Annotated in this window: 14 protein-coding genes and 1 other RNA gene; 13 read left to right on the top strand and 2 right to left on the bottom strand. The window is 66.1% G+C overall.

Features of this window, described 5'->3' with window-relative positions:
- Positions 1-19 precede the first annotated feature (19 nt).
- Entirely contained in the window at positions 20-2,086 is a 2,067-nt protein-coding gene (locus IEV83_RS05985; RefSeq protein ID WP_209002994.1) for a putative bifunctional diguanylate cyclase/phosphodiesterase, read from the bottom strand.
- A 152-nt stretch (positions 2,087-2,238) separates the two neighbouring features.
- Here IEV83_RS05985 and fumC point away from each other — a divergent pair, with 152 nt between their 5' ends.
- The 5 genes from fumC to IEV83_RS05960 all read left to right on the top strand — a co-directional run bounded on the left by fumC (position 2,239) and on the right by IEV83_RS05960 (position 6,709).
- Complete coding sequence (fumC, locus tag IEV83_RS05980; RefSeq protein WP_181759308.1) at positions 2,239-3,666, top strand: class II fumarate hydratase; 1,428 nt, start codon at positions 2,239-2,241, stop codon at positions 3,664-3,666.
- 93 nt (positions 3,667-3,759) lie between these two features.
- Positions 3,760-4,461: an SDR family oxidoreductase gene (locus IEV83_RS05975; RefSeq protein ID WP_181759307.1), complete on the top strand. Its 702-nt coding sequence runs from the start codon at positions 3,760-3,762 to the stop codon at positions 4,459-4,461.
- Between the two features lie 13 nt (positions 4,462-4,474).
- A complete protein-coding gene (locus IEV83_RS05970; RefSeq protein ID WP_181759306.1) occupies positions 4,475-5,176 on the top strand; it encodes a J domain-containing protein in 702 nt (233 codons plus the stop codon).
- A gap of 9 nt (positions 5,177-5,185) precedes the next feature.
- On the top strand, positions 5,186-5,950 hold the full coding sequence (locus tag IEV83_RS05965) for a peptidoglycan recognition protein family protein (RefSeq protein WP_181759305.1): 765 nt from the start codon (positions 5,186-5,188) through the stop codon (positions 5,948-5,950).
- A gap of 261 nt (positions 5,951-6,211) precedes the next feature.
- Positions 6,212-6,709: a lytic transglycosylase domain-containing protein gene (locus tag IEV83_RS05960; protein ID WP_181759304.1), complete on the top strand. Its 498-nt coding sequence runs from the start codon at positions 6,212-6,214 to the stop codon at positions 6,707-6,709.
- A gap of 43 nt (positions 6,710-6,752) precedes the next feature.
- Here IEV83_RS05960 and IEV83_RS05955 read toward each other — a convergent pair whose 3' ends face one another.
- On the bottom strand, positions 6,753-7,463 hold the full coding sequence (locus IEV83_RS05955; RefSeq protein ID WP_181759303.1) for a pyridoxamine 5'-phosphate oxidase family protein: 711 nt from the start codon (positions 7,461-7,463) through the stop codon (positions 6,753-6,755).
- Positions 7,464-7,553: 90 nt separating this feature from the next.
- Between IEV83_RS05955 and pdxR the strand changes: the two genes are divergently transcribed.
- The 8 genes from pdxR (at position 7,554) to mraY (ending at position 18,172) form a co-directional block, all read left to right on the top strand.
- Entirely contained in the window at positions 7,554-9,014 is a 1,461-nt protein-coding gene (gene pdxR, locus IEV83_RS05950; RefSeq protein ID WP_209002993.1) for a MocR-like pyridoxine biosynthesis transcription factor PdxR, read from the top strand.
- A gap of 32 nt (positions 9,015-9,046) precedes the next feature.
- Positions 9,047-9,450: RNase P RNA component class A (gene rnpB / locus IEV83_RS05945), an RNA gene on the top strand.
- A 368-nt stretch (positions 9,451-9,818) separates the two neighbouring features.
- The gene (mraZ, locus tag IEV83_RS20030; protein ID WP_209002992.1) at positions 9,819-10,280 is read left to right on the top strand and encodes a division/cell wall cluster transcriptional repressor MraZ; all 462 of its coding nucleotides are present in this window, start codon (positions 9,819-9,821) and stop codon (positions 10,278-10,280) included.
- Positions 10,281-10,282: 2 nt separating this feature from the next.
- Positions 10,283-11,302, top strand: coding sequence for a 16S rRNA (cytosine(1402)-N(4))-methyltransferase RsmH (rsmH, locus tag IEV83_RS20025; protein WP_209002991.1), 1,020 nt, complete (start codon positions 10,283-10,285; stop codon positions 11,300-11,302).
- Positions 11,289-11,663, top strand: a complete 375-nt coding sequence (gene ftsL / locus IEV83_RS05935) for a cell division protein FtsL (protein WP_209002990.1) — start codon at positions 11,289-11,291, stop codon at positions 11,661-11,663. Before rsmH ends, ftsL begins: the two co-directional genes overlap by 14 nt.
- Positions 11,664-11,672: 9 nt before the next feature.
- Complete coding sequence (locus IEV83_RS05930) at positions 11,673-13,382, top strand: peptidoglycan D,D-transpeptidase FtsI family protein (protein ID WP_181759301.1); 1,710 nt, start codon at positions 11,673-11,675, stop codon at positions 13,380-13,382.
- 79 nt (positions 13,383-13,461) lie between these two features.
- Entirely contained in the window at positions 13,462-17,073 is a 3,612-nt protein-coding gene (locus tag IEV83_RS20395) for a UDP-N-acetylmuramoylalanyl-D-glutamyl-2,6-diaminopimelate--D-alanyl-D-alanine ligase (RefSeq protein ID WP_181759300.1), read from the top strand.
- A gap of 13 nt (positions 17,074-17,086) precedes the next feature.
- Positions 17,087-18,172 carry a phospho-N-acetylmuramoyl-pentapeptide-transferase gene (gene mraY, locus IEV83_RS05920; RefSeq protein ID WP_181759299.1) on the top strand — a complete coding sequence of 362 codons (1,086 nt, stop codon included), beginning with the start codon at positions 17,087-17,089 and terminating at the stop codon, positions 18,170-18,172.
- The last annotated feature ends 4 nt before the right edge of the window (positions 18,173-18,176 follow it).

Genomic DNA, 18,176 nt, shown 5'->3' with positions numbered 1-18,176 from the left:
TACCTAGCTCTGGTTGGCCCTAGCTCTGGCTGGTCTGGCTTGTCCGCAGGGAGGGGGCCGGATCGGCGAAGGCGGGCGATCCGTCGGCGGGCAGGGTCATCGGCCGCCCGAAGAGGAAGCCTTGCACCTTGTCGCAACCGGCGGCGCGCAGAAGAGCGACCTGGTCCGCGTTCTCGACCCCCTCGGCGGTGATCGTCACATCGAGCGAGCGTCCCAGGCCGACAATCGAGGCGACAATCGCATCGGTGGTCGGGTTCTTGCCGAGGGTGGCGACGAAGGAGCGGTCGATCTTGATGGTGTCGAAGGGAAAGCGCGACAGGTAGCTGAGGCTGGAATAGCCGGTGCCGAAATCGTCCATGGCGACCGAAACGCCCATCTCGCGGATCGTACCCAGGGTGGAGACCACCGCGTCGGTGTCGGAGATGAGCAGGCTCTCGGTGATTTCGATTTCCAGGCGCTGGGGCGCCAGTCCGCTGGCCTCAAGCGCCTCGCTGACCCGCTGTTCGGTCTTGCCGGGCCGGAACTGTGCCGGGGAAACATTGACGGAGATGGTCAGGTGATCCTCATGCCAGGCGGCGGCCTCCTGGCAGGCGCGCAGCAGCACCCATGAGCCGATTTCCTCGATCAGGCCGGCATCCTCGGCGATGGGGATGAAGACCGTGGGCGAGATCGTGCCCTTTTCCGGATGTTCCCAGCGCAACAGCGTCTCGTACCCGGTCAGGCTGCGGTCGCGCAGGGAGAATTGCGGCTGGTACAACAGCCGGAACTGATCCTGCTTCAACGCCTTGCGCAGGTCCATTTCCAGCGCCTTGCGCCGCTTCGCATCGGCATCCATGTCGGCGGTGTACCAGATGAAGGTGCCGCGCCCGCTGTGCTTGGCCCGGTAGAGCGCCAGATCCGCGCAATGCAACAGCCGCGAGGCGCGCCAGGAGGCATCCCTGGCCTGGGCGACGCCGATCGACAGGGAAATCGGCAACTCGCGGCCGTCGATCTGCGTCGGTGTCCGGGTCGCGGCGATCATCGCGGCGGCATAGCGGGTCACTTCGTCCTGGGTGTCGCCGTTCGCCAGCAGCACGGCGAATTCGTCGCCGGAGAGCCGCGCCACCAGATGGCTGCCGAAGGTCGCCGTGAGGCGGTCGGCGATGACCTGCAGGAACAGATCGCCAACCGCATGGCCATGGGTGTCGTTGACTTCCTTGAACTTGTCGACATCGACCAGCATGACGGCGATGTCGGTTGCCTTCGACTGGGAGATCCGCAAGGCCTCGTTCAGCTTGGTGCTGAACACGGTGCGGTTCGGCAGGCCGGTCAAGGCGTCATGATGGGCGAGGAACTGGATCGTCTGGCTGGCCTCGAGCCGGTCGCGAAAGCGGATCCAGACGAACAGCCCTGCCAGCAGCATTGCGATGAAGCACATGGCCAGCACGATGAGGATGCCGCTCTTGACCACATCTCCAAGGAACTCTCCGGTGGTCGCCTGATTGTAGGACAGCAGCATCGCGCCGGCAGGTCCGTTTTCACCCGGCAGCGGCAAAGCCAGCAATGTCGGCTCGGCCTGGTCGGTGAAGAGATCGGCGGAGATGAACACCTGCGGTTTGCCGGAGGCCTGGAGCTCACGCAACAGCGATGCAAGCCGGTCGGCCGGAACGGCGTCCATGACCTGCGGCTCGGCAGGAACTATGGTGTTGCTCGCGAGCGCGGCATCGGTCGGCCCCTCCCCGAACCAGATCACCGCAAGGGTGCGCACGGTTTCATGCATCTCCAAGTGTCGCATGAAACCGGCGAGATCGCTGTTCGGCATGTCTTGTGTGAACAGCGGCTTGTGGTCCTGGGTGGAAAGCGCGCCTGCGTCGAGTGTCTTGCGCAGGCCATTTTCGGAGAGCGGGCGGGGGGCGCCTGTTTGCGCGTCCTGAAGGACCTGTTCGAGGTGTCCCAGTTCTTCGGTCAGGCGTGCGGCGGCCTCCCGTGCATCGCGGGTGTACAGGGCATGGGAGAAGAAATAATTGGTCGCCTGGATTGCCGCAGCGAAAAGGGCGACGATCAGGATGCCAATTGCTATGCCGTAGATCGGCTTGAGGGTCCGCAAGATAGGCCTGTTCCGCGAAGAGGTTGCATTTCCTGTAGAGTTGCAAGGCACAATGACAGGGCAAGGTTTCCAGACCGTGAAACGGCTTCGAATGGGGAAAAACGGCGATCAGTCGGGTTCGCAGGGCTTGGCTGCGGGAAAGCGAGGACAGGATGAGCGACGGACGGAAAACGCGGATCGAAACCGACTCCATGGGCGAGGTCGCGGTTCCCGCCGACCGCTACTGGGGCGCGCAGACCCAGCGGTCGTTGCATCACTTTTCCATTGGCGGCGAGAAGATCCCGCTGGAAGTCATTCATGCACTGGCACAGGTGAAGCGGGCGGCAGCGGTCGCCAACCGCGCGCTTGGCGTGTTGCCCGCGCGGGTCGCCGACCTGATCGCGGCGGCGGCGGATGAGGTGATCGATGGCCGGCTCGACGATCATTTCCCCTTGCATGTGTGGATGACCGGCTCCGGCACCCAGGCGAACATGAATGTCAACGAGGTGATCGCCAACCGGGCGATCGAACTGGCTGGCGGCACCATCGGTTCCAAGGACCCTGTGCACCCCAACGATCACGTCAACCGCTCGCAATCGTCCAACGATGTGTTCCCGACCGCGCTGAATGTCTCGGCGGCGCTGATGATCGAGACCCGGCTGCGCCCGGCGCTGGTCGGCCTGCGCGATGCGCTGGAGGAAAAGGCGGTGGCCTGGCGCGACCTGGTGAAGATCGGCCGCACCCATATGCAGGATGCGGTGCCGGTGACCTTAGGTCAGGAGTTTTCCGGCTATGTCGGCATGCTGGACGACAATCTGGAGCGGCTCGCCTTCGCCCGGCAGGGCTTGATGCGGCTGGCGCTGGGCGGCACGGCGGTCGGCACCGGTCTCAACGCACCGAAGGGCTTTGCCGTGGCCGCCACCGCCGCGCTGGCCCGGAGGACGGGGCTGGCGTTCGAGCCGGCGCCGAACTTCTTCACGGTGATGGGCGCCCATGATGCGGCGGTGATGGCCTCCGGCGTGCTGCGGACGCTGGCGGTGTCGCTCTACAAAATCGCCAGCGACATTCGCCTTCTGGCCTGCGGCCCGCGCGCCGGGTTCGGCGAATTGCGCCTGCCGGAGAACGAGCCGGGTTCCTCGATCATGCCGGGCAAGGTCAACCCGACCCAGTGCGAGGCGCTGACGATGCTGGCGACCCAGGTGATGGGGATGGATGTGGCGACCGGCTTTGCCGGCGCTGGCGGCGCGCTGGAGATGAATGTCTACAAGCCGATGATGGCCTACAACCTGATCGAAGCCTGCCGGATGATGGCCGACGGGATGACCAATTTCAGCGAATTCGCCATCCGCGGCATGGAGGCGGATGAGGCGCGCCTTGCCGAGATGGTGGAGCGGTCCTTGATGCTGGTCACGCCGCTCGCCCCGGTGATCGGTTACGACAAGGCGGCGGAAATCGCCCATCGCGCCCATCATGGCGGCGGCACCTTGCGCGAGGCGGCGCTGGAGCTGGGCTATGTCACGGCCGAGGAGTTCGACCGGATCGTCGATCCGGCGGCGATGACCGGCCAGCGCAAGGGCGGGGCTGATCAGCGGAAGGTCTGACTGTGGCAAATCGTTCCGGTTCGGCGGGCTGATTGCCAGCGGTAAAATCTGCTAGGAAGGCGATGAGTGCGGCGCGCGAATCGGGAGGGACCCATGGACGGAAAGGTGGTGTTGCTGACGGCAGCCGGCAGCGGGATGGGGGCGGCGATTGCCCGGCATCTGGCGGACGAGGGCGCGCGGGTCGCGATCCTTTCCTCATCCGGGCGCGGCGCGGAGCTTGCCTCCGCGCTTGGCGGCTACGGCCATACCGGTTCGAACCTCGATCCTGCGGACCTTGCCGCCTTCGTCAACGGCGCCAAGGCGCATTTCGGCCGGATCGATGCGGTGGTGAACAGCGCCGGGCATGGACCGAAGGGCGATCTTCTGTCGATCTCCGACGAAGACTGGCACCTGGGTATGGACTATTACCTGCTCAACGTGGTGCGCATGTGCCGGCTGGTGACGCCGGTGTTTGAGGAAAACGGCGGTGGGGCGATCGTCAACATCTCCACCTTCGCCGCATTCGAGCCAGAGGAGAGCTTCCCCACATCCGGCGTGTTCCGGGCCGGGCTTGCCGCTTTCACCAAGCTTTATTGCGACCGCTATGCCAAGGTCGGCATCCGCATGAACAACGTGCTGCCAGGCTTCATCGATAGCCTGCCGGAAAAGGAAGACCGGCGCGCCCGCATCCCGATGGGACGCTATGGCACGGTGGGCGAGATCGCGGCCACGACCGCGTTCCTGCTGTCGGAGGGCGCCGGGTATATCACCGGGCAGAACCTCAGGGTCGACGGTGGCGTCACCCGGTCGGTGTAGGTCGGAAACGGACATGACCATCTGGGACAGGATCAGCGCCGTGGTATCGGCGATCGGCGCGGGCGGCGTGCAGGTGGTCGACCGGCTGGTGCAGTTCATCGTCAATGCGGGGGACGGGCGTACTGGCGATCGCTCGGTCGCCTTCACGGTGGCGATGATCGCGCTGTCGGCGAAGATGGCCAAGGCGGATGGCGTCGTGACTGGCGATGAGGAGATCGCCTTCCTCGACGTGTTCGACATTCCCGCCGGCGAGGAGCGCAATGTGGCGCGCCTGTTCAACCTGGCCAAGCAGGATGTGGCCGGGTTCGAGACCTATGCCCAGCGGCTCGCGGCGTTGTTTCCCGACGACCCGGAAACCCGCGTCGACATTCTCGATGTGCTGTTCCATATCGCCAAGGCCGACGGGGTGGTGCACGAACACGAATTGGCCTATCTGCGCCGGGTCGGGGAGATCTTCGGTCTCGATGCCCGTGCCTTCAACCAGCTTCTGGCCCGGCACACACGCGGTGGCGGCGATCCCTACCGGGTGCTCGGCCTTGATGAGACCGTTCCGACGGAGGAGCTGCGCCGCCACTATCGCCGTCTGGTGGGGGAAACCCATCCGGATCGGCTGATCGCGCGCGGGGTGCCGGAGGAATTCGTGAAGATTGCCAATGACCGGCTGGCGGCGCTGAATGCCGCCTATGCCCAGATCGCGGCGGAACGCCGCCTGTAAGGACTGTCCATGGGACTGAAGAGCGATACCGGAGTGAACGGCGTGCGGATGCGGCCGTCGTCGAACCACAATGAACGCCCGGCCGGATCGGCCATCGACATGCTGCTCCTGCATTATACCGGCATGAAGAGCGCGGAAGAGGCGTTGCAGCGGCTGTGCGATCCGCGCGCCGAAGTCTCGAGCCACTATCTGGTGGAGGAGGACGGGACAATCTGGCAATTGGTGCCGGAGGCGCGCCGCGCCTGGCACGCGGGGGCATCCTTCTGGAAGGGCGAACGGGATGTCAACGGCTGCTCGATCGGCATCGAGATCGTCAATCCCGGTCATGAGTTTGGCTACCGGCCGTTCCCGGAAGCGCAGATCGAGGCCGTGGTCGCGCTGTGCCGGGACATCGTCACCCGGCACACGATCCCGGCGGAGCGGGTGCTCGCTCATTCGGACGTGGCGCCCTCGCGCAAGGAAGATCCGGGCGAGCTGTTTCCCTGGGCCCGGCTTGCCGCCGAAGGGGTCGGGCTTTGGGACGAGCCGTCGCCTATCTCCGGCGGGCGGTTCTTTCAGGCCGGGGACGCGGGCCAGCCGGTCGAGGCGCTGCAATCCATGCTCGCGCTGTTTGGCTATGATGTATCCGTCGACGGTCGGTTCGAGGCGCGCACGCACGCGGCGGTTGTCGCGTTTCAGCGCCATTTCCGGCCGGAGAAGGTCGATGGCGTCGCGGATATGTCGACCATCGAGACATTGCACCGGTTGCTGACGAAGCTGCCCTCGTTGACCTAGGCGTGTGGCCGGGCGTTGTCCGGCCTCATCTGCCGGCACGACGGCGTGGCGTTGTGCCGTAGCGGCACCGGGCTTTGGTCACAGGATCGCGCGCATCCCGCCCCATTGTTGCCATATGCAGGGGGAATGGCGGATTTTCGCCGTTTTTTCCTGAGTTTTTCGTAACATTTCGTGATTTGCAGGGTCGGATTTTCGACCCATCCCCCCGTCATATCCCCCGGCCTATCCACAGACGGACGAAAAAGGTCAGGCTATATGACGATGAAACGACACGCGCCGCGTGCCGCTGCACTCCTTCTTGCGCTTGGGCTCGGCGCCTGCCAAACAGTGAATGTCGCAACCACGACGGTGGATCCGGCGATCCTCTCGGGCGGCGGTGGGGCGAAGGCCTATGATGCGCTGATCCGCAAGGAAGCTCGCAGCCACGGAATTCCGGTCAAGCTCGCTCATGCGATCGTCAAGGTCGAGAGCAACTACAATCCGAAGGCCCGGGGCCGCGCCGGTGAAATCGGGCTGATGCAGATCAAGCCGGCGACGGCGCGCGGCGAAGGCTTCCGCGGCAAGACGTCCAAGCTGTACGACCCGAAGGTCAACATCAAATACGGCATGAAGTACCTGGCCGGTGCCCACAAGCGGGCGGGCGGCGATGTTTGCGGTACGGTGCTGCGCTACAACGCCGGGCACTACGCCAAGCGGATGAACCCGATCAGCAAGCGCTACTGCAGCAAGGTTCGCCGCATCCTCAAGGGCAAATCCTGAACATGAGTGGGGGCGATGCCGCCGGTGAGCCCGGCGGCGGCTGTCAGGTCGGCCGGTTCGGCACGGTCTCCGCGCCCGGCGTTTCCTGCAGGCCCTCAAGCGAGGCCGGCCGTTCGATGCCCGCGCCAAGGCGGGGGTCGTCATCGACGGCGGTCACTGTTTCCGCGAGGCGGACAACCCCGGCCCAGACTGGCAGGGCATAGTCCTCCTCGTCATCGATTGGCGGTCCATCGCGCATCTTCATGGTGAGATGCTCGATATCGAGCGCAAGCACGCCGGTGGACCGGCGTTCCTTTTCGCTCATGGGCCGCACTTCACCCCATCGTCCCGGCAGCATGTGATCCGTCAGGGCGATGAGCGCATCTTCCTTTTCCCGCGCATCGGTCACATGCCGCGCCTGGCCGTGAGCCACCACTGAACGATAGTTCATGGAATGGTGGAAGGCCGAGCGGGCGACCACCAGCCCGTCGAGCAAGGTCACGCTCAGACAGATCGGGGCGCTCTCTTCCATACCCTTGATGATCCGTGTCGCCTTTGCACCATGCAGGTAGAGCCGCTCGCCGATGCGGGTGTAGATCATCGGGATGACCATCGGCCGCCCCTCGGCCACGAACCCCACATGACCGACCCTGCCGGCGTCGAGCACCGCATGGGCCGCTTCCCGTTCGCTGACCGCGCGCTTGCCGACGCGGACCTTGGCGAAGGCCGGTGCGGCGGGGGCGCGGGCCGTGGCCGCCTTTCTCTTGTCTGACATGATGCGTTCCCTTTTTTGGTTTCGGGGAACTATGCCAAGGAACTGGTTCCGTGTTAGGTCCACTTTTGGGAAATAATCGGGGTCCGGTTTATGTTGGGTGGTCTTCTGGAGCTGGAGCGCGACGGCACTTTGCCGTTGCCGGAGCAGATCTATCGCGGCTTGCGGGCGGCGATTTCCGCCGGACGGGTGGCGTCCGGCGACCGGTTGCCCTCCAGCCGCGCCCTTGCGGCCTCGCTCGACGTTTCGCGCAACACGGTCAATGCCGCCTATGAGCTTCTGGCGGCGGAAGGGGTGGTGACTGTTCGCTCCGGGGCGGCGCCACGGGTTGTCGCCTTCGATGCGCCGGAACAGGACGGGTTGAGCGTGCTGGCAGAGGCGGAGGGGCCCGGGCTGTCCCGGCGCGGGCTGGAGATCGCCGCGACCCGCAGGGCGTCGGAAGGGCGACGGGTCGAGGGGCGGTTGCAGCCCGGCGTTCCGGCGCTGGACTGCTACCCGGTCGACGGCTGGGCGCGGACCTTGCGCCGGGCGGCGCGAACCTTGCGCGGCGGCGCGCTCTACTATGAAGAACTCGCCGGATATGCGCCGCTGCGCAGGACCCTGGCCGCCTATCTGTCGCGGGAACGGGGCTTGCGGGTGCGGGCGGAGCAGATCCTGGTCACGCCATCCACCCAGGCGAGCCTTTATCTGTTGGCGAATGCCCTGGCCGATCCGGGAGATGTCGCCTGGCTGGAGGACCCGGGGTACCTGGGCGCGCGCGCGGCCTTCACGGCGGCCGGGTTGGCGATCCGGGCGATGCCGGTCGACGACCAGGGGGCGGATCCGGGCGCCATGGCAGCGACGCCCCGTCCGCGCCTGATCTACGTTACGCCCTCGCATCAGTACCCGCTCGGGCTGCGCATGCCGTTGCCACGCCGGCTGCGGCTTCTTGAGGTGGCGCGCAGTGCCGGGGCGGTGGTGCTGGAGGATGATTACGACAGCGAGTTCCTGTTCACCGGTCGGCCAATCGCGGCTCTGCAGGGGCTGAGTTCGGCGGCGCAAACCGTCTATCTCGGCACCTTCGCCAAGAGCATGATGCCGAGCTTGCGGGTCGCCTATATCGTGGTGCCGCCGCAGTTGGTCGCGCCCCTGCGGTCAGTCCAGCACAACACCGGTGCCTTCGCCAATGTGGCGACCCAGGCGGCGCTGGCCGATTTCATCGAGCGCGGGCACTACCGGGCGCACCTGAAGCGCATCCGCGCGGTGTATCAGCAGCGGGGCGATGCGCTGGTGGAAGCGCTGCGGGCCGAGCTTGGCAACGCCATTTCGGTATCGTTGCCGGCGGGCGGCATTCAGCTCTCCTTGCGCTTTGCACCGGAGGTGGACGACGCGGCGATCGCCGCCGATCTCAACGGACGGGGGTACGCTGTCTCGCCCTTGTCGCGTTACACCCTGGAGGCGCCGCTCTCCGGCCTGGTGGTGGGGTTCGCCGCCGCGACGCTGCAGGATGTGCACGGCGGCGCGGCGGCCATCGCCGATGCGCTGCGCCGGGCTGGCGTCGTGGACAAGGCTTGACCGGCGCCCCGGCGCGGCCTACCTGTCGCGGGTCAGCCGGCCGGACGGCCGCTCCCGCAAGCGCGGAAACGCCGCGGGGGAGGAAAGTCCGGGCTCCACGGAAACACGGTGCCGGGTAACACCCGGCGGGGGCGACCCCAGGGAAAGTGCCACAGAAAGCAAACCGCCCCGGGCGACAAGCCAAGGGGTAAGGGTGAAAGGGTGGGGTAAGAGCCCACCGCGCGACCGGTAACGGAAGCGGCACGGTAAACCCCACCGGGAGCAAGACCGAATAGGGGCGGCATGGGATCCTCGCGATCCCGGTCGGTTTCCAGGCCAGCCGCCCGGGTTGGTTGCGTGAGGCGCCCGGCAACGGGCGTCCCAGATGAATGGTCGTCACGTACGGCGGGTTTCCCGCCGTGCCATACAAAACCCGGCTTACAGGCCGGCTGACATTTTCCCCTTCTTATTCAGCATGTTCGCGAAACTCCCCGGTTTTCCGGGGCGTTCGCGCGCGCGGTTTTCGCGGTGGAACGGGCATGGAAACCCAATCTTAAGGTTAACAGTGGATAACTTTCTGGTGGTGCGAGCTGCATCGCGGGGAGGGGGGCGAATCCATTGGATTCCATTGACGCCCATGAGGTCCCATGCTATCCCAAATCATCCCGTTTCGAGCTGCTGCGTCCCAGCTAGTTTGGTCCTCCGGGCCATGGTGTTGGCAGAGCGTCCGGCGGGATTTTGCCGTGTATCGCATCAGTCTGTCCGTTGATCGGGAGATTTGCAGGAGCCGGGCCGGGTGTGCCCGGACGTGGGGCGAGGGGTTTTATGGCCGGCTTCGTGTCGCACTACACAAATCGGCTCGATGCCAAGGGGCGGGTCTCCGTTCCCGCGCCATTTCGGCAGGCACTGGCACGCGATGGCTACGAAGGGCTCTACTGCTTCCCCTCCCTGCATCAGCCGGCGGTGGACGCAGGCGGGCATCAGCTGGTGGCGGAAATCCAGAAGCGGCTCGATGGTCTGGCAACTCTGACCGAGGATCACGATGCGCTGTCGACGGCGCTGTTCGGCGCGAGCGAAACCTTGAAGATAGATGGGGACGGGCGGATCATGCTCTCCGAAATGATCCGTGCGCATGCCGGGATCGCCGATCAGGTGACCTTTGTCGGTCAGGGCTACAAATTCCAGATATGGCATCCGGACGGGTTCCGCGCGCATCGCGCGGAGGCGATGAAGCGCGCCATGTCCCTGTTGTCGTCGGCGGGCAAATCCGCCGGCGAGGGGGCGTGACGATGTCCGCCGTCCACGGCGAGGGGGCGCAGCCGCATGTTCCGGTGATGCTTGCGGAGGTTCTGGAGGCGACACAGCCCGGGCCGGGCTGTGTCGTCGTCGATGGAACCTTCGGTGCTGGTGGCTATACCCGGGCGATCCTTCAGGCCGGGGCGGAGGTAATCGCCATCGACCGGGATCCCAATGCGATTGCCGCCGGGCAGGAGCTTGTTGCCGCCGAGGCCGGCCGGCTGACCCTGGTTGCCGGTCGATTTTCGCAGATGGATGCGCATGTGGTCGCGCTCGGCCGTCCGTCCGTGGATGCGGTGGTTCTCGATCTCGGGGTTTCCTCGATGCAACTCGATCAGGCCGAGCGGGGGTTTTCCTTCCGCAGCGACGGGCCGCTCGACATGCGGATGGAGCAGGCCGGGCCGTCGGCCGCCGATGTGGTCAATCATCTGCCGCAGAAGGACCTGACCCGCGTCATCGGCCTCCTTGGCGAGGAAAAGCGGGCGTCCGCCGTCTCGCGGGCCATTGCCGAGCGGCGCAAGGAGCGTCCGTTCACCCGAACCGCCGATCTGGCGGCGCTGGTGGAAAAGGTGGTCAAGCGCCCGCCGCGCGGCCGTCAGATCCATCCTGCGACGCGTACCTTCCAGGCCTTGCGGATCTATGTGAATGGCGAGTTGAACGAGGTTGCCGAGGCGCTTGGCGCCGCCGAGCGGGTGTTGCGCCCCGGCGGACGGCTGGTGGTGGTGACCTTCCACAGCCTTGAGGACCGCATCGTCAAGCGCTTCTTCGCCGACCGCAGCCGGACCCGGGCGGGTGGTTCGCGCCATCTGCCGGAGGAGGAGGTGCCGCCGGCGACCTTCGAGCTGATCGGGCGCGGTGCGCGCGATCCGAGTGAGGCGGAGGTGGAAGCCAATCCGCGGGCGCGGTCGGCCAAGCTGCGGGCGGGGGCGCGTACCGAAGCGCCGGCGCGCGATCTTGATTTGTCCATGCTCGGGGTGCCGCGCCTGGCGCCTCTCGGCGATGCGGGGGAATGACATGATGGGCCGCTACATGAACCTGTTGCTCGTCATCGGAGTCCTGATTGCGGCGGCGATGGTCTACGACATGAAGCACGATGCCGAGCGCTCGGCCGAGCGGGTGGCGGAGCTTCAGCGTCAGATCGAGGAGGAGCGGGAGCGGTTGCAGCTCCTGCGGGCCGAGTGGAGTCTGCTCAACGATCCGAGCCGCCTGCAGACGCTGGTCGAGCGCTACAACGACCGCCTGCAACTCGTTCCTCTCGAAGTCGATCAGATCACGCCGATCGAGAATGTGCCGGCACGGCCGGTGCAGCTGGCGCCGGTCAACGGATCGGCGACGTTGGGTGGATATGCCGGTACCACGCCGGTGGTGAGGTAGGAGGGCGATATGGCAGACGCTCGTCCGGTGTCCTTTCTTCAGCGCCGCACCCATCGTGAGCGCCGCGCACCCCGTCCGCCGTCGGCCCGGGCGGGGAAGTCGCGCGTCATCATGGCCATGGGGATGTTCGCGCTGGTGTATCTGGCCATTGGCGGCCGGCTCGTGCTGCTTGGCATGAGCGAGCCGACCGAGGCGGCCCATTACATCTCGGCCAAGGAGAGCGTTGCCGCCTCGCGGCCCGATCTCGTCGACCGCAACGGCCAGATCCTCGCCACCGACATCAAGACCGCCTCGCTTTATGCCGAACCGCGCAAGATCCTCGACGTCGATGAGGCGATGGAGGGCATCGCCAGCGTTCTGCCGGAGCTGAACAACGACACGGTGCGCCGCCGGCTGGCGAGCAAGGCGGGTTTCGTTTGGCTGAAGCGGGAACTGACACCGCGTCAGCGGGTGGCGCTGCATGATCTCGGCATTCCGGGGCTTGGGTTCCTTGAGGAGAACAGTCGTTTCTACCCGGGCGGTCCCACCGCCAGCCACATCGTCGGTTCGGTGAACATCGACAACCAGGGCATCTCCGGCATGGAACTGGCCGTTGATCGTTCCGGTCTGTCGGACCTTCAGGCGCTCGGCTTTGCCCGCGACCGGCCGATGGAGCCGGTGGCGCTGTCGATCGACCTGCGGGCGCAGCATGTGGTGCGCGACGAGTTGTCCAAGGCGCTGGAACGGTACCATGCGATTGCCGGCGTCGGCATCGTGCTCGACGTGGACACCGGCGAGGTGATCGCCATGTCGTCCCTGCCCGATTTCGATCCCAATGATCGCAGCCAGGCGCTGGACAGCAACCGGTTCAACCGGGCGTCGGGCGGTGTGTTCGAAATGGGGTCGGTGTTCAAGGGCTTTACCGTTGCCATGGCGCTCGACAGCGGCAAGGTGACGATGGACGATAGCTTCGATGCCACCCGTCCGCTCAGGGTCGGGCGTCGGACGATCAATGATTTCTACGGCAAACGGCGGATCCTGTCGGTGGCCGAGACCTTCATCTACTCCTCCAACATCGGCACGGCGAAGATGATGCTTGCCGCCGGTGTGGAGACGCAGAAGGCGTTTATGAAACGGCTCGGTCTCACCAGCCGGCTGAAGACGGAACTGCCGGAAGTGGCAACGCCGTTGCTGCCGCCGAAGTGGAACGAACTTGCGGCGATCACCATTTCCTTCGGTCACGGCATTTCCGTCACGCCGCTGCAAACGGCAGTGGCCACGGCCGCGTTGGTCAATGGCGGGCGGCTGATCCCGGCGACCTTCAAGCCGCGCAGCCGCGAAGAGGCCAAGGCGCTGGAGACCCGGGTGATCGATGAGCGGACCAGCGCGATCATGCGCTATCTGTTCCGGCTCAACGTGATGTCCGGGTCCGGGCGGCGGGCCAAGGTTCCCGGCTATGTGGTCGGCGGAAAGACCGGGACAGCGGAAAAGATCGAGAATGGACGCTATGTATCCAACAAGCGCCGCAATTCTTTCCTTTCTGCCTTTCCGATGGATAAGCCGCGCTACGTGGTTCTCGTCGTGCTCGACGAACCCAAGCCAGAGCGGGAGGGGATCGGAGCCACGGCGGGGCGCAATACCGCGCCGGTGACCTCGGCGATCATTCGCCGGATCGCCCCGATGCTGGGTGTGTTGCCGAAGTTCGGAGACGAAAGCGAGACGATCTCGATAGCCTATTGACCGGATCCGCGCGGAACGGGGTCGCACCAAAGTTCCAGCGGGTTCAGATGACGATGCACAACGGATATTGGCATAGACCATGCTGCTCAAGGATCTAACGGGCGAACAGGTGCTCGCCGCCGCTGAGGGCGAAACCGAGATCGCCGGCCTTTGCGCCGACAGCCGGGCGGTGTCCGGCAATCAGCTCTTCGCGGCGCTAAAGGGCGCGCGCGTCGATGGCACCAGCTTCATCGGGGATGCCTGCGAGGCTGGGGCCGGGGCGATCCTCGTGGGCTCCGATGTGCCCTACGAGGCGCTGGAGACCGTCGGCGGGCGCTGCCCGGTGATCGTCAGCGACGATCCGCGCCGCACCCTGGCGCTGATGGCGGCCCGCTTCTACCAGCGACAGCCGGAGAGCATCGTCGCGGTGACGGGCACCAGCGGCAAGACCTCGGTCGCGGTCTTCGTTCGCCAGATCCTCGCCGCCGCCGGTCACGCGGCCGCCAGCCTCGGCACCATCGGCACGGTCACCTCGCATGGCGCGCAATATGGCAGCCTGACGACCCCCGATCCGATTTCCCTGCACGAGACCCTGGCGCAGCTTGCCGATGACGGCATCACCCACGCGGCGCTGGAAGCATCGAGCCATGGGCTCGACCAGCGGCGCCTTGATGGGGTGCGCATTCGCGCCGCCGCCTTCACCAACCTGGGCCGGGATCATCTCGACTACCATCCGGACGTGGAGCACTACCTCGCGGCCAAGCTGCGTCTGTTCGATACCCTGCTTGAGCCGGGCGGGGCGGTGGTGCTGGAGCCGTCCGCCCCTTACGCGGATCGTGTGGCGGCCTGTGCCGCAGAGCATGGGCATCCGGTTTTCACCGTCGGCGAGGGCGGAAAGGACATCGCCCTTCTCGATATTCGCCACGATGGCTTCGTCCAGGTGCTGACCCTGGAAACGGCGGAGGGCACCCGGGAGGTGCGGCTGCCGCTGGCCGGGCGCTTCCAGGTTTCGAACGCGCTGATCGCCGCCGGGTTGGCGATTGCCGCCGGTGTTCCCACCAGCCAGGCGCTCGATGCGCTGGAGCATCTGGAAGGGGCGCCGGGGCGGCTGGAACTGGTTGGCCAGACCTCCGGCGGTGCCATGGTCTTTGTCGACTATGCCCACAAGCCCGATGCCCTTGACACGGCGCTGGCGGCGCTGCGCCCCTTCGCCTCGGGCCGGCTGCTGGTGGTGTTCGGCGCTGGCGGCGACCGGGATGCGGGCAAGCGTCCCTTGATGGGTGCTGCGGCCGCACGGCAGGCCGATCTGGTGATCGTCACCGACGACAATCCGCGTTCCGAAGACCCCGAGGCCATTCGCGCGGCCATCCTCGAGGCGGCGCCGGAGGCGGTGGAGATCGGTGACCGCAAGGCGGCGATCGAGGCGGCGGTGGACATGCTGCAGCCGGGCGACGTGCTGTGCATCGCCGGCAAGGGGCATGAACCGGGCCAGATCGTCGGCGACCGGGTGTTGCCCTTCTCCGATCACGAGGTGGCGCGGGCGGCCCTTGCCCAGAACGAGACGGTCGACGATGACCTGTTCCTGTCGGAGATGGTCGACGCCATGCTGGCCGGCAGGGGGGGCGGCAGCGGTAGTGGGGCGCTGGAACTGCTCGAAGACCTTGACGCCCCCGAGGCGCAGGAAGCCTCCGACACGGCCACGACGCCCCCGGTGCAGGATGCATCCGATGCCTCCGAAGCGGCGATGGAGTCGGAGGAGGGCGCGGACGATCTGCTGGACGTGGCGCAGGACGATGGCCTGTTCGCCGATGAGGCGGGGCTTGCCGAGACGCAGGCCCCTGATAGCCTTTCCGAGCCCGAGCCCGAGCCCGAGCCCGAGCCCGAGCCCGAGCCCGAGCCCGAGCCCGAGCCCGAGCCCGAGCCCGAGCCCGAGCCCGAGCCCGAGCCCGAGCCCGAGCCCGAGCCCGAGCCCGAGCCGGTATTGGAAGAGGTCGAAGAACCCGAAGTCGTGCCTGCGGCGGACAGCGCGCAAGTGGAGGCGACCGCGGATCATGCGGATGAGGCGCTGGCCGACGACCTGCCGGCCCATGAGGAGGCCGCTCCTGAAGTGTCCGTCCCTGAGGAGGTCGCCCCTGAGGTAATCGAAGAGGCGTCCGCCGAGGCGCGTGACGAGACCCATCCTGCGGCCGAGGCAGAAGACGAAGTCACCGAGGACGTGGCTGCGGTCGCGCCCATCACCGCGCCGGAAGAGGCCGAGGTGGAGCCATTGGAGCCGCGCCCGTTGTGGTGGCTGCGTGAGATGATCGAGGCCACCGGGGGGCGCTGCGTCGGCATTCCCGCCGCCGAGATCGACGGCACCGAGATCGGTGGAATTTCCATCGACAGCCGCACGCTGGAGCCGGGCGACGCCTTTGTCGCCATCCTTGGCGACCGGTTCGATGGCCATGACTTTGTTGCGGCGGCGCTGGCAGCCGGGGCGGCGGTTGCCATCGTGGCGGAAGACCGGCTGGGCGATCTGGCCCCGGACGGACGCTATCTGGTCGTCGCCGACCCGCTGGAGGCGCTGCGAGACCTCGGCCGGGCGGCGCGGGCGCGCAGTCATGCCCGGATTGTCGCGGTAACCGGATCGGTCGGCAAGACCAGCACCAAGGACATGTTGGCGCTGGCACTGGCTCCCTCCGGGCAGACCCATGCGGCGGTGTCCTCCTTCAACAATCACTGGGGTGTGCCGCTGACCCTGGCGCGCATGCCCGTGGAGGCCAGGTACGGCATCTTCGAGATCGGCATGAACCATGCCGGCGAGATCACGCCGCTGGTCCAGATGGTCCGCCCGCATGTGGCGATCATCACCACGGTGCAGCCGGTGCATCTGGAGTTCTTCGGCTCGCTGGAGCGGATTGCCCAGGCCAAGGCCGAGATCTTCACCGGGATCGAGCCGGGTGGGCTGGCCCTTCTGAACGACGACAACAGTCAGTTCGACCTTCTGACGTTTCTGGCAAAGACAGCGGGCGTTCGCCGCATCGCCACCTTCGGGCGCGAGGGGCAGGCCGATGCCCAGGCGTTGATGGTCAAGGCAAAAACCGGGTGCACGTCGATTTCCGCACGGATCTTCGATCGCGACATCACCTACAAGGTGGGCGCGCCGGGCACGCATCTGGTGACCAACAGTCTGGCAGTGCTGGCTGCTGTTGCGGAACTGGGCGGCGATCTGGCGCTGGCCGGTCTGGAGCTGGCGAACTTCCGAGCCCCGAAAGGGCGCGGCGCGCAGGTCCAGCTTCGTCTCGCCGAGGGGCGGGCCACGCTGATCGATGAGAGCTACAATGCCAATCCGGCCTCGATGCGCGCGGCGCTGAACCTTCTGGGGGAAACGCCGATCAGTCGCCCCGGCCGCAGAATTGCCGTTCTTGGCGACATGTTGGAGCTGGGCAAGGCGGAACGAGCAATGCATGCGGACCTTTTGGCGCCGCTGGAGGCGTCCGGCGTTGATCTCGTTTATTGCGTCGGCACGCGCATCCACGCGCTGTGGGACGTTTTGCCCAAACCGATGCGCGGGGCCTACTCGGAGGACGCGGCGAGCCTGCGTCCGCTGCTGCTTGAGGACGTGCGCCCCGGGGACGTGATCATGATCAAGGGGTCGCTTGGAACCCGTATGGGGCCACTGGTTGAGGCGCTGCGGCGCGAATTTCCCGTCGAAGACGACGGCGCCGAATAGGAACGCCTGACAGATGCTGTATTTTCTCGTCGAATTCTCCGATCAGTTCTCCGCGCTGAACGTGTTTCGTTACATCACGTTCCGCACCGGCGGCGCGATCATGACGGCGCTCCTGTTCATCTTTCTGTTCGGCCCGGCAATCATCTCCTCGCTGCGGGTGCGGCAGGGCCACGGCCAGCCGATCCGCGCGGACGGCCCGCAGAGCCACCTTCTGACCAAGAAGGGCACGCCGACCATGGGCGGGCTGATGATCCTGTCGGGGATGATCGTCGCCACGCTGCTCTGGGCCAACCTGCTCAACCCCTATACCTGGATCGTGCTGGGGGTGACCGTCGGCTTCGGTCTGATCGGATTTTACGACGACTATCTGAAGGTGACCAAGGCGTCGGATCGCGGTTTCAGCGGCCGGCACCGGCTGCTGCTTGAGTTCCTGATCGCCGGCACCGCGGCCTGGTGCGTCACCCTGTTGGAGGGCGATTCCTATGGCACCTCCATCGCCTTTCCGGTGTTCAAGGATCTGGCGCTGAACCTTGGCATTTTCTTCATTCCCTTCGCCGCCTTCGTCATGGTGGGCGCCGGCAATGCGGTCAATCTGACCGACGGTCTCGACGGGCTGGCGATCGTGCCGGTGATGATCGCCTCGGCGTCCTTTGCGCTGATTGCCTATCTGTCGGGCAATGCGGTGTTTTCCGAGTATCTGCAGATCCACCATGTGCCCGGCTCCGGCGAACTGGCGGTGCTGTGCGGCGCGGTGATCGGTGCGGGGCTCGGGTTTTTGTGGTTCAATGCTCCTCCGGCGGCAATCTTCATGGGCGACACCGGTTCGCTCGGCCTTGGCGGCATGATCGGCGCCATCGCCGTGGCCACCAAGCATGAGGTGGTGCTGGCGATCATCGGCGGCCTGTTCGTGCTGGAGGCGGTGTCGGTGATCGTTCAGGTCGCCTCGTTCAAGCTGACCGGCAAGCGCGTCTTCAAGATGGCGCCGATTCATCATCACTTCGAACATCTCGGCTGGACCGAAAGCCAGGTGGTGATCCGCTTCTGGATTATCGCGGTCGTGCTGGCGCTGATCGGCCTTGCCACGCTGAAGCTGAGGTAACGAG

This window comes from Stappia taiwanensis (assembly GCF_014635285.1).
Classification (GTDB): Bacteria; Pseudomonadota; Alphaproteobacteria; order Rhizobiales; family Stappiaceae; genus Stappia; species Stappia taiwanensis.
The sequence above is the reverse complement of the archived record's forward strand: the minus strand, read 5'-3'. Positions and strand labels throughout refer to the sequence as shown.

Bases quoted from the DNA above. Each gene is read 5' to 3' on its own strand.
- IEV83_RS05970 (WP_181759306.1), top strand. From the start codon at position 4,475: ATGACCATCTGGGACAGGATCAGCGCCGTGGTATCGGCGATCGGCGCG.
- IEV83_RS20395 (WP_181759300.1), top strand. From the start codon at position 13,462: ATGCTGCTCAAGGATCTAACGGGCGAACAGGTGCTCGCCGCCGCTGAG.
- IEV83_RS05955 (WP_181759303.1), bottom strand. From the start codon at position 7,463: ATGTCAGACAAGAGAAAGGCGGCCACGGCCCGCGCCCCCGCCGCACCG.
- rsmH (WP_209002991.1), top strand. From the start codon at position 10,283: ATGTCCGCCGTCCACGGCGAGGGGGCGCAGCCGCATGTTCCGGTGATG.
- IEV83_RS05965 (WP_181759305.1), top strand. From the start codon at position 5,186: ATGGGACTGAAGAGCGATACCGGAGTGAACGGCGTGCGGATGCGGCCG.
- IEV83_RS05960 (WP_181759304.1), top strand. From the start codon at position 6,212: ATGAAACGACACGCGCCGCGTGCCGCTGCACTCCTTCTTGCGCTTGGG.
- IEV83_RS05930 (WP_181759301.1), top strand. From the start codon at position 11,673: ATGGCAGACGCTCGTCCGGTGTCCTTTCTTCAGCGCCGCACCCATCGT.
- mraY (WP_181759299.1), top strand. From the start codon at position 17,087: ATGCTGTATTTTCTCGTCGAATTCTCCGATCAGTTCTCCGCGCTGAAC.
- pdxR (WP_209002993.1), top strand. From the start codon at position 7,554: ATGTTGGGTGGTCTTCTGGAGCTGGAGCGCGACGGCACTTTGCCGTTG.
- ftsL (WP_209002990.1), top strand. From the start codon at position 11,289: ATGCGGGGGAATGACATGATGGGCCGCTACATGAACCTGTTGCTCGTC.
- fumC (WP_181759308.1), top strand. From the start codon at position 2,239: ATGAGCGACGGACGGAAAACGCGGATCGAAACCGACTCCATGGGCGAG.
- IEV83_RS05975 (WP_181759307.1), top strand. From the start codon at position 3,760: ATGGACGGAAAGGTGGTGTTGCTGACGGCAGCCGGCAGCGGGATGGGG.
- mraZ (WP_209002992.1), top strand. From the start codon at position 9,819: ATGGCCGGCTTCGTGTCGCACTACACAAATCGGCTCGATGCCAAGGGG.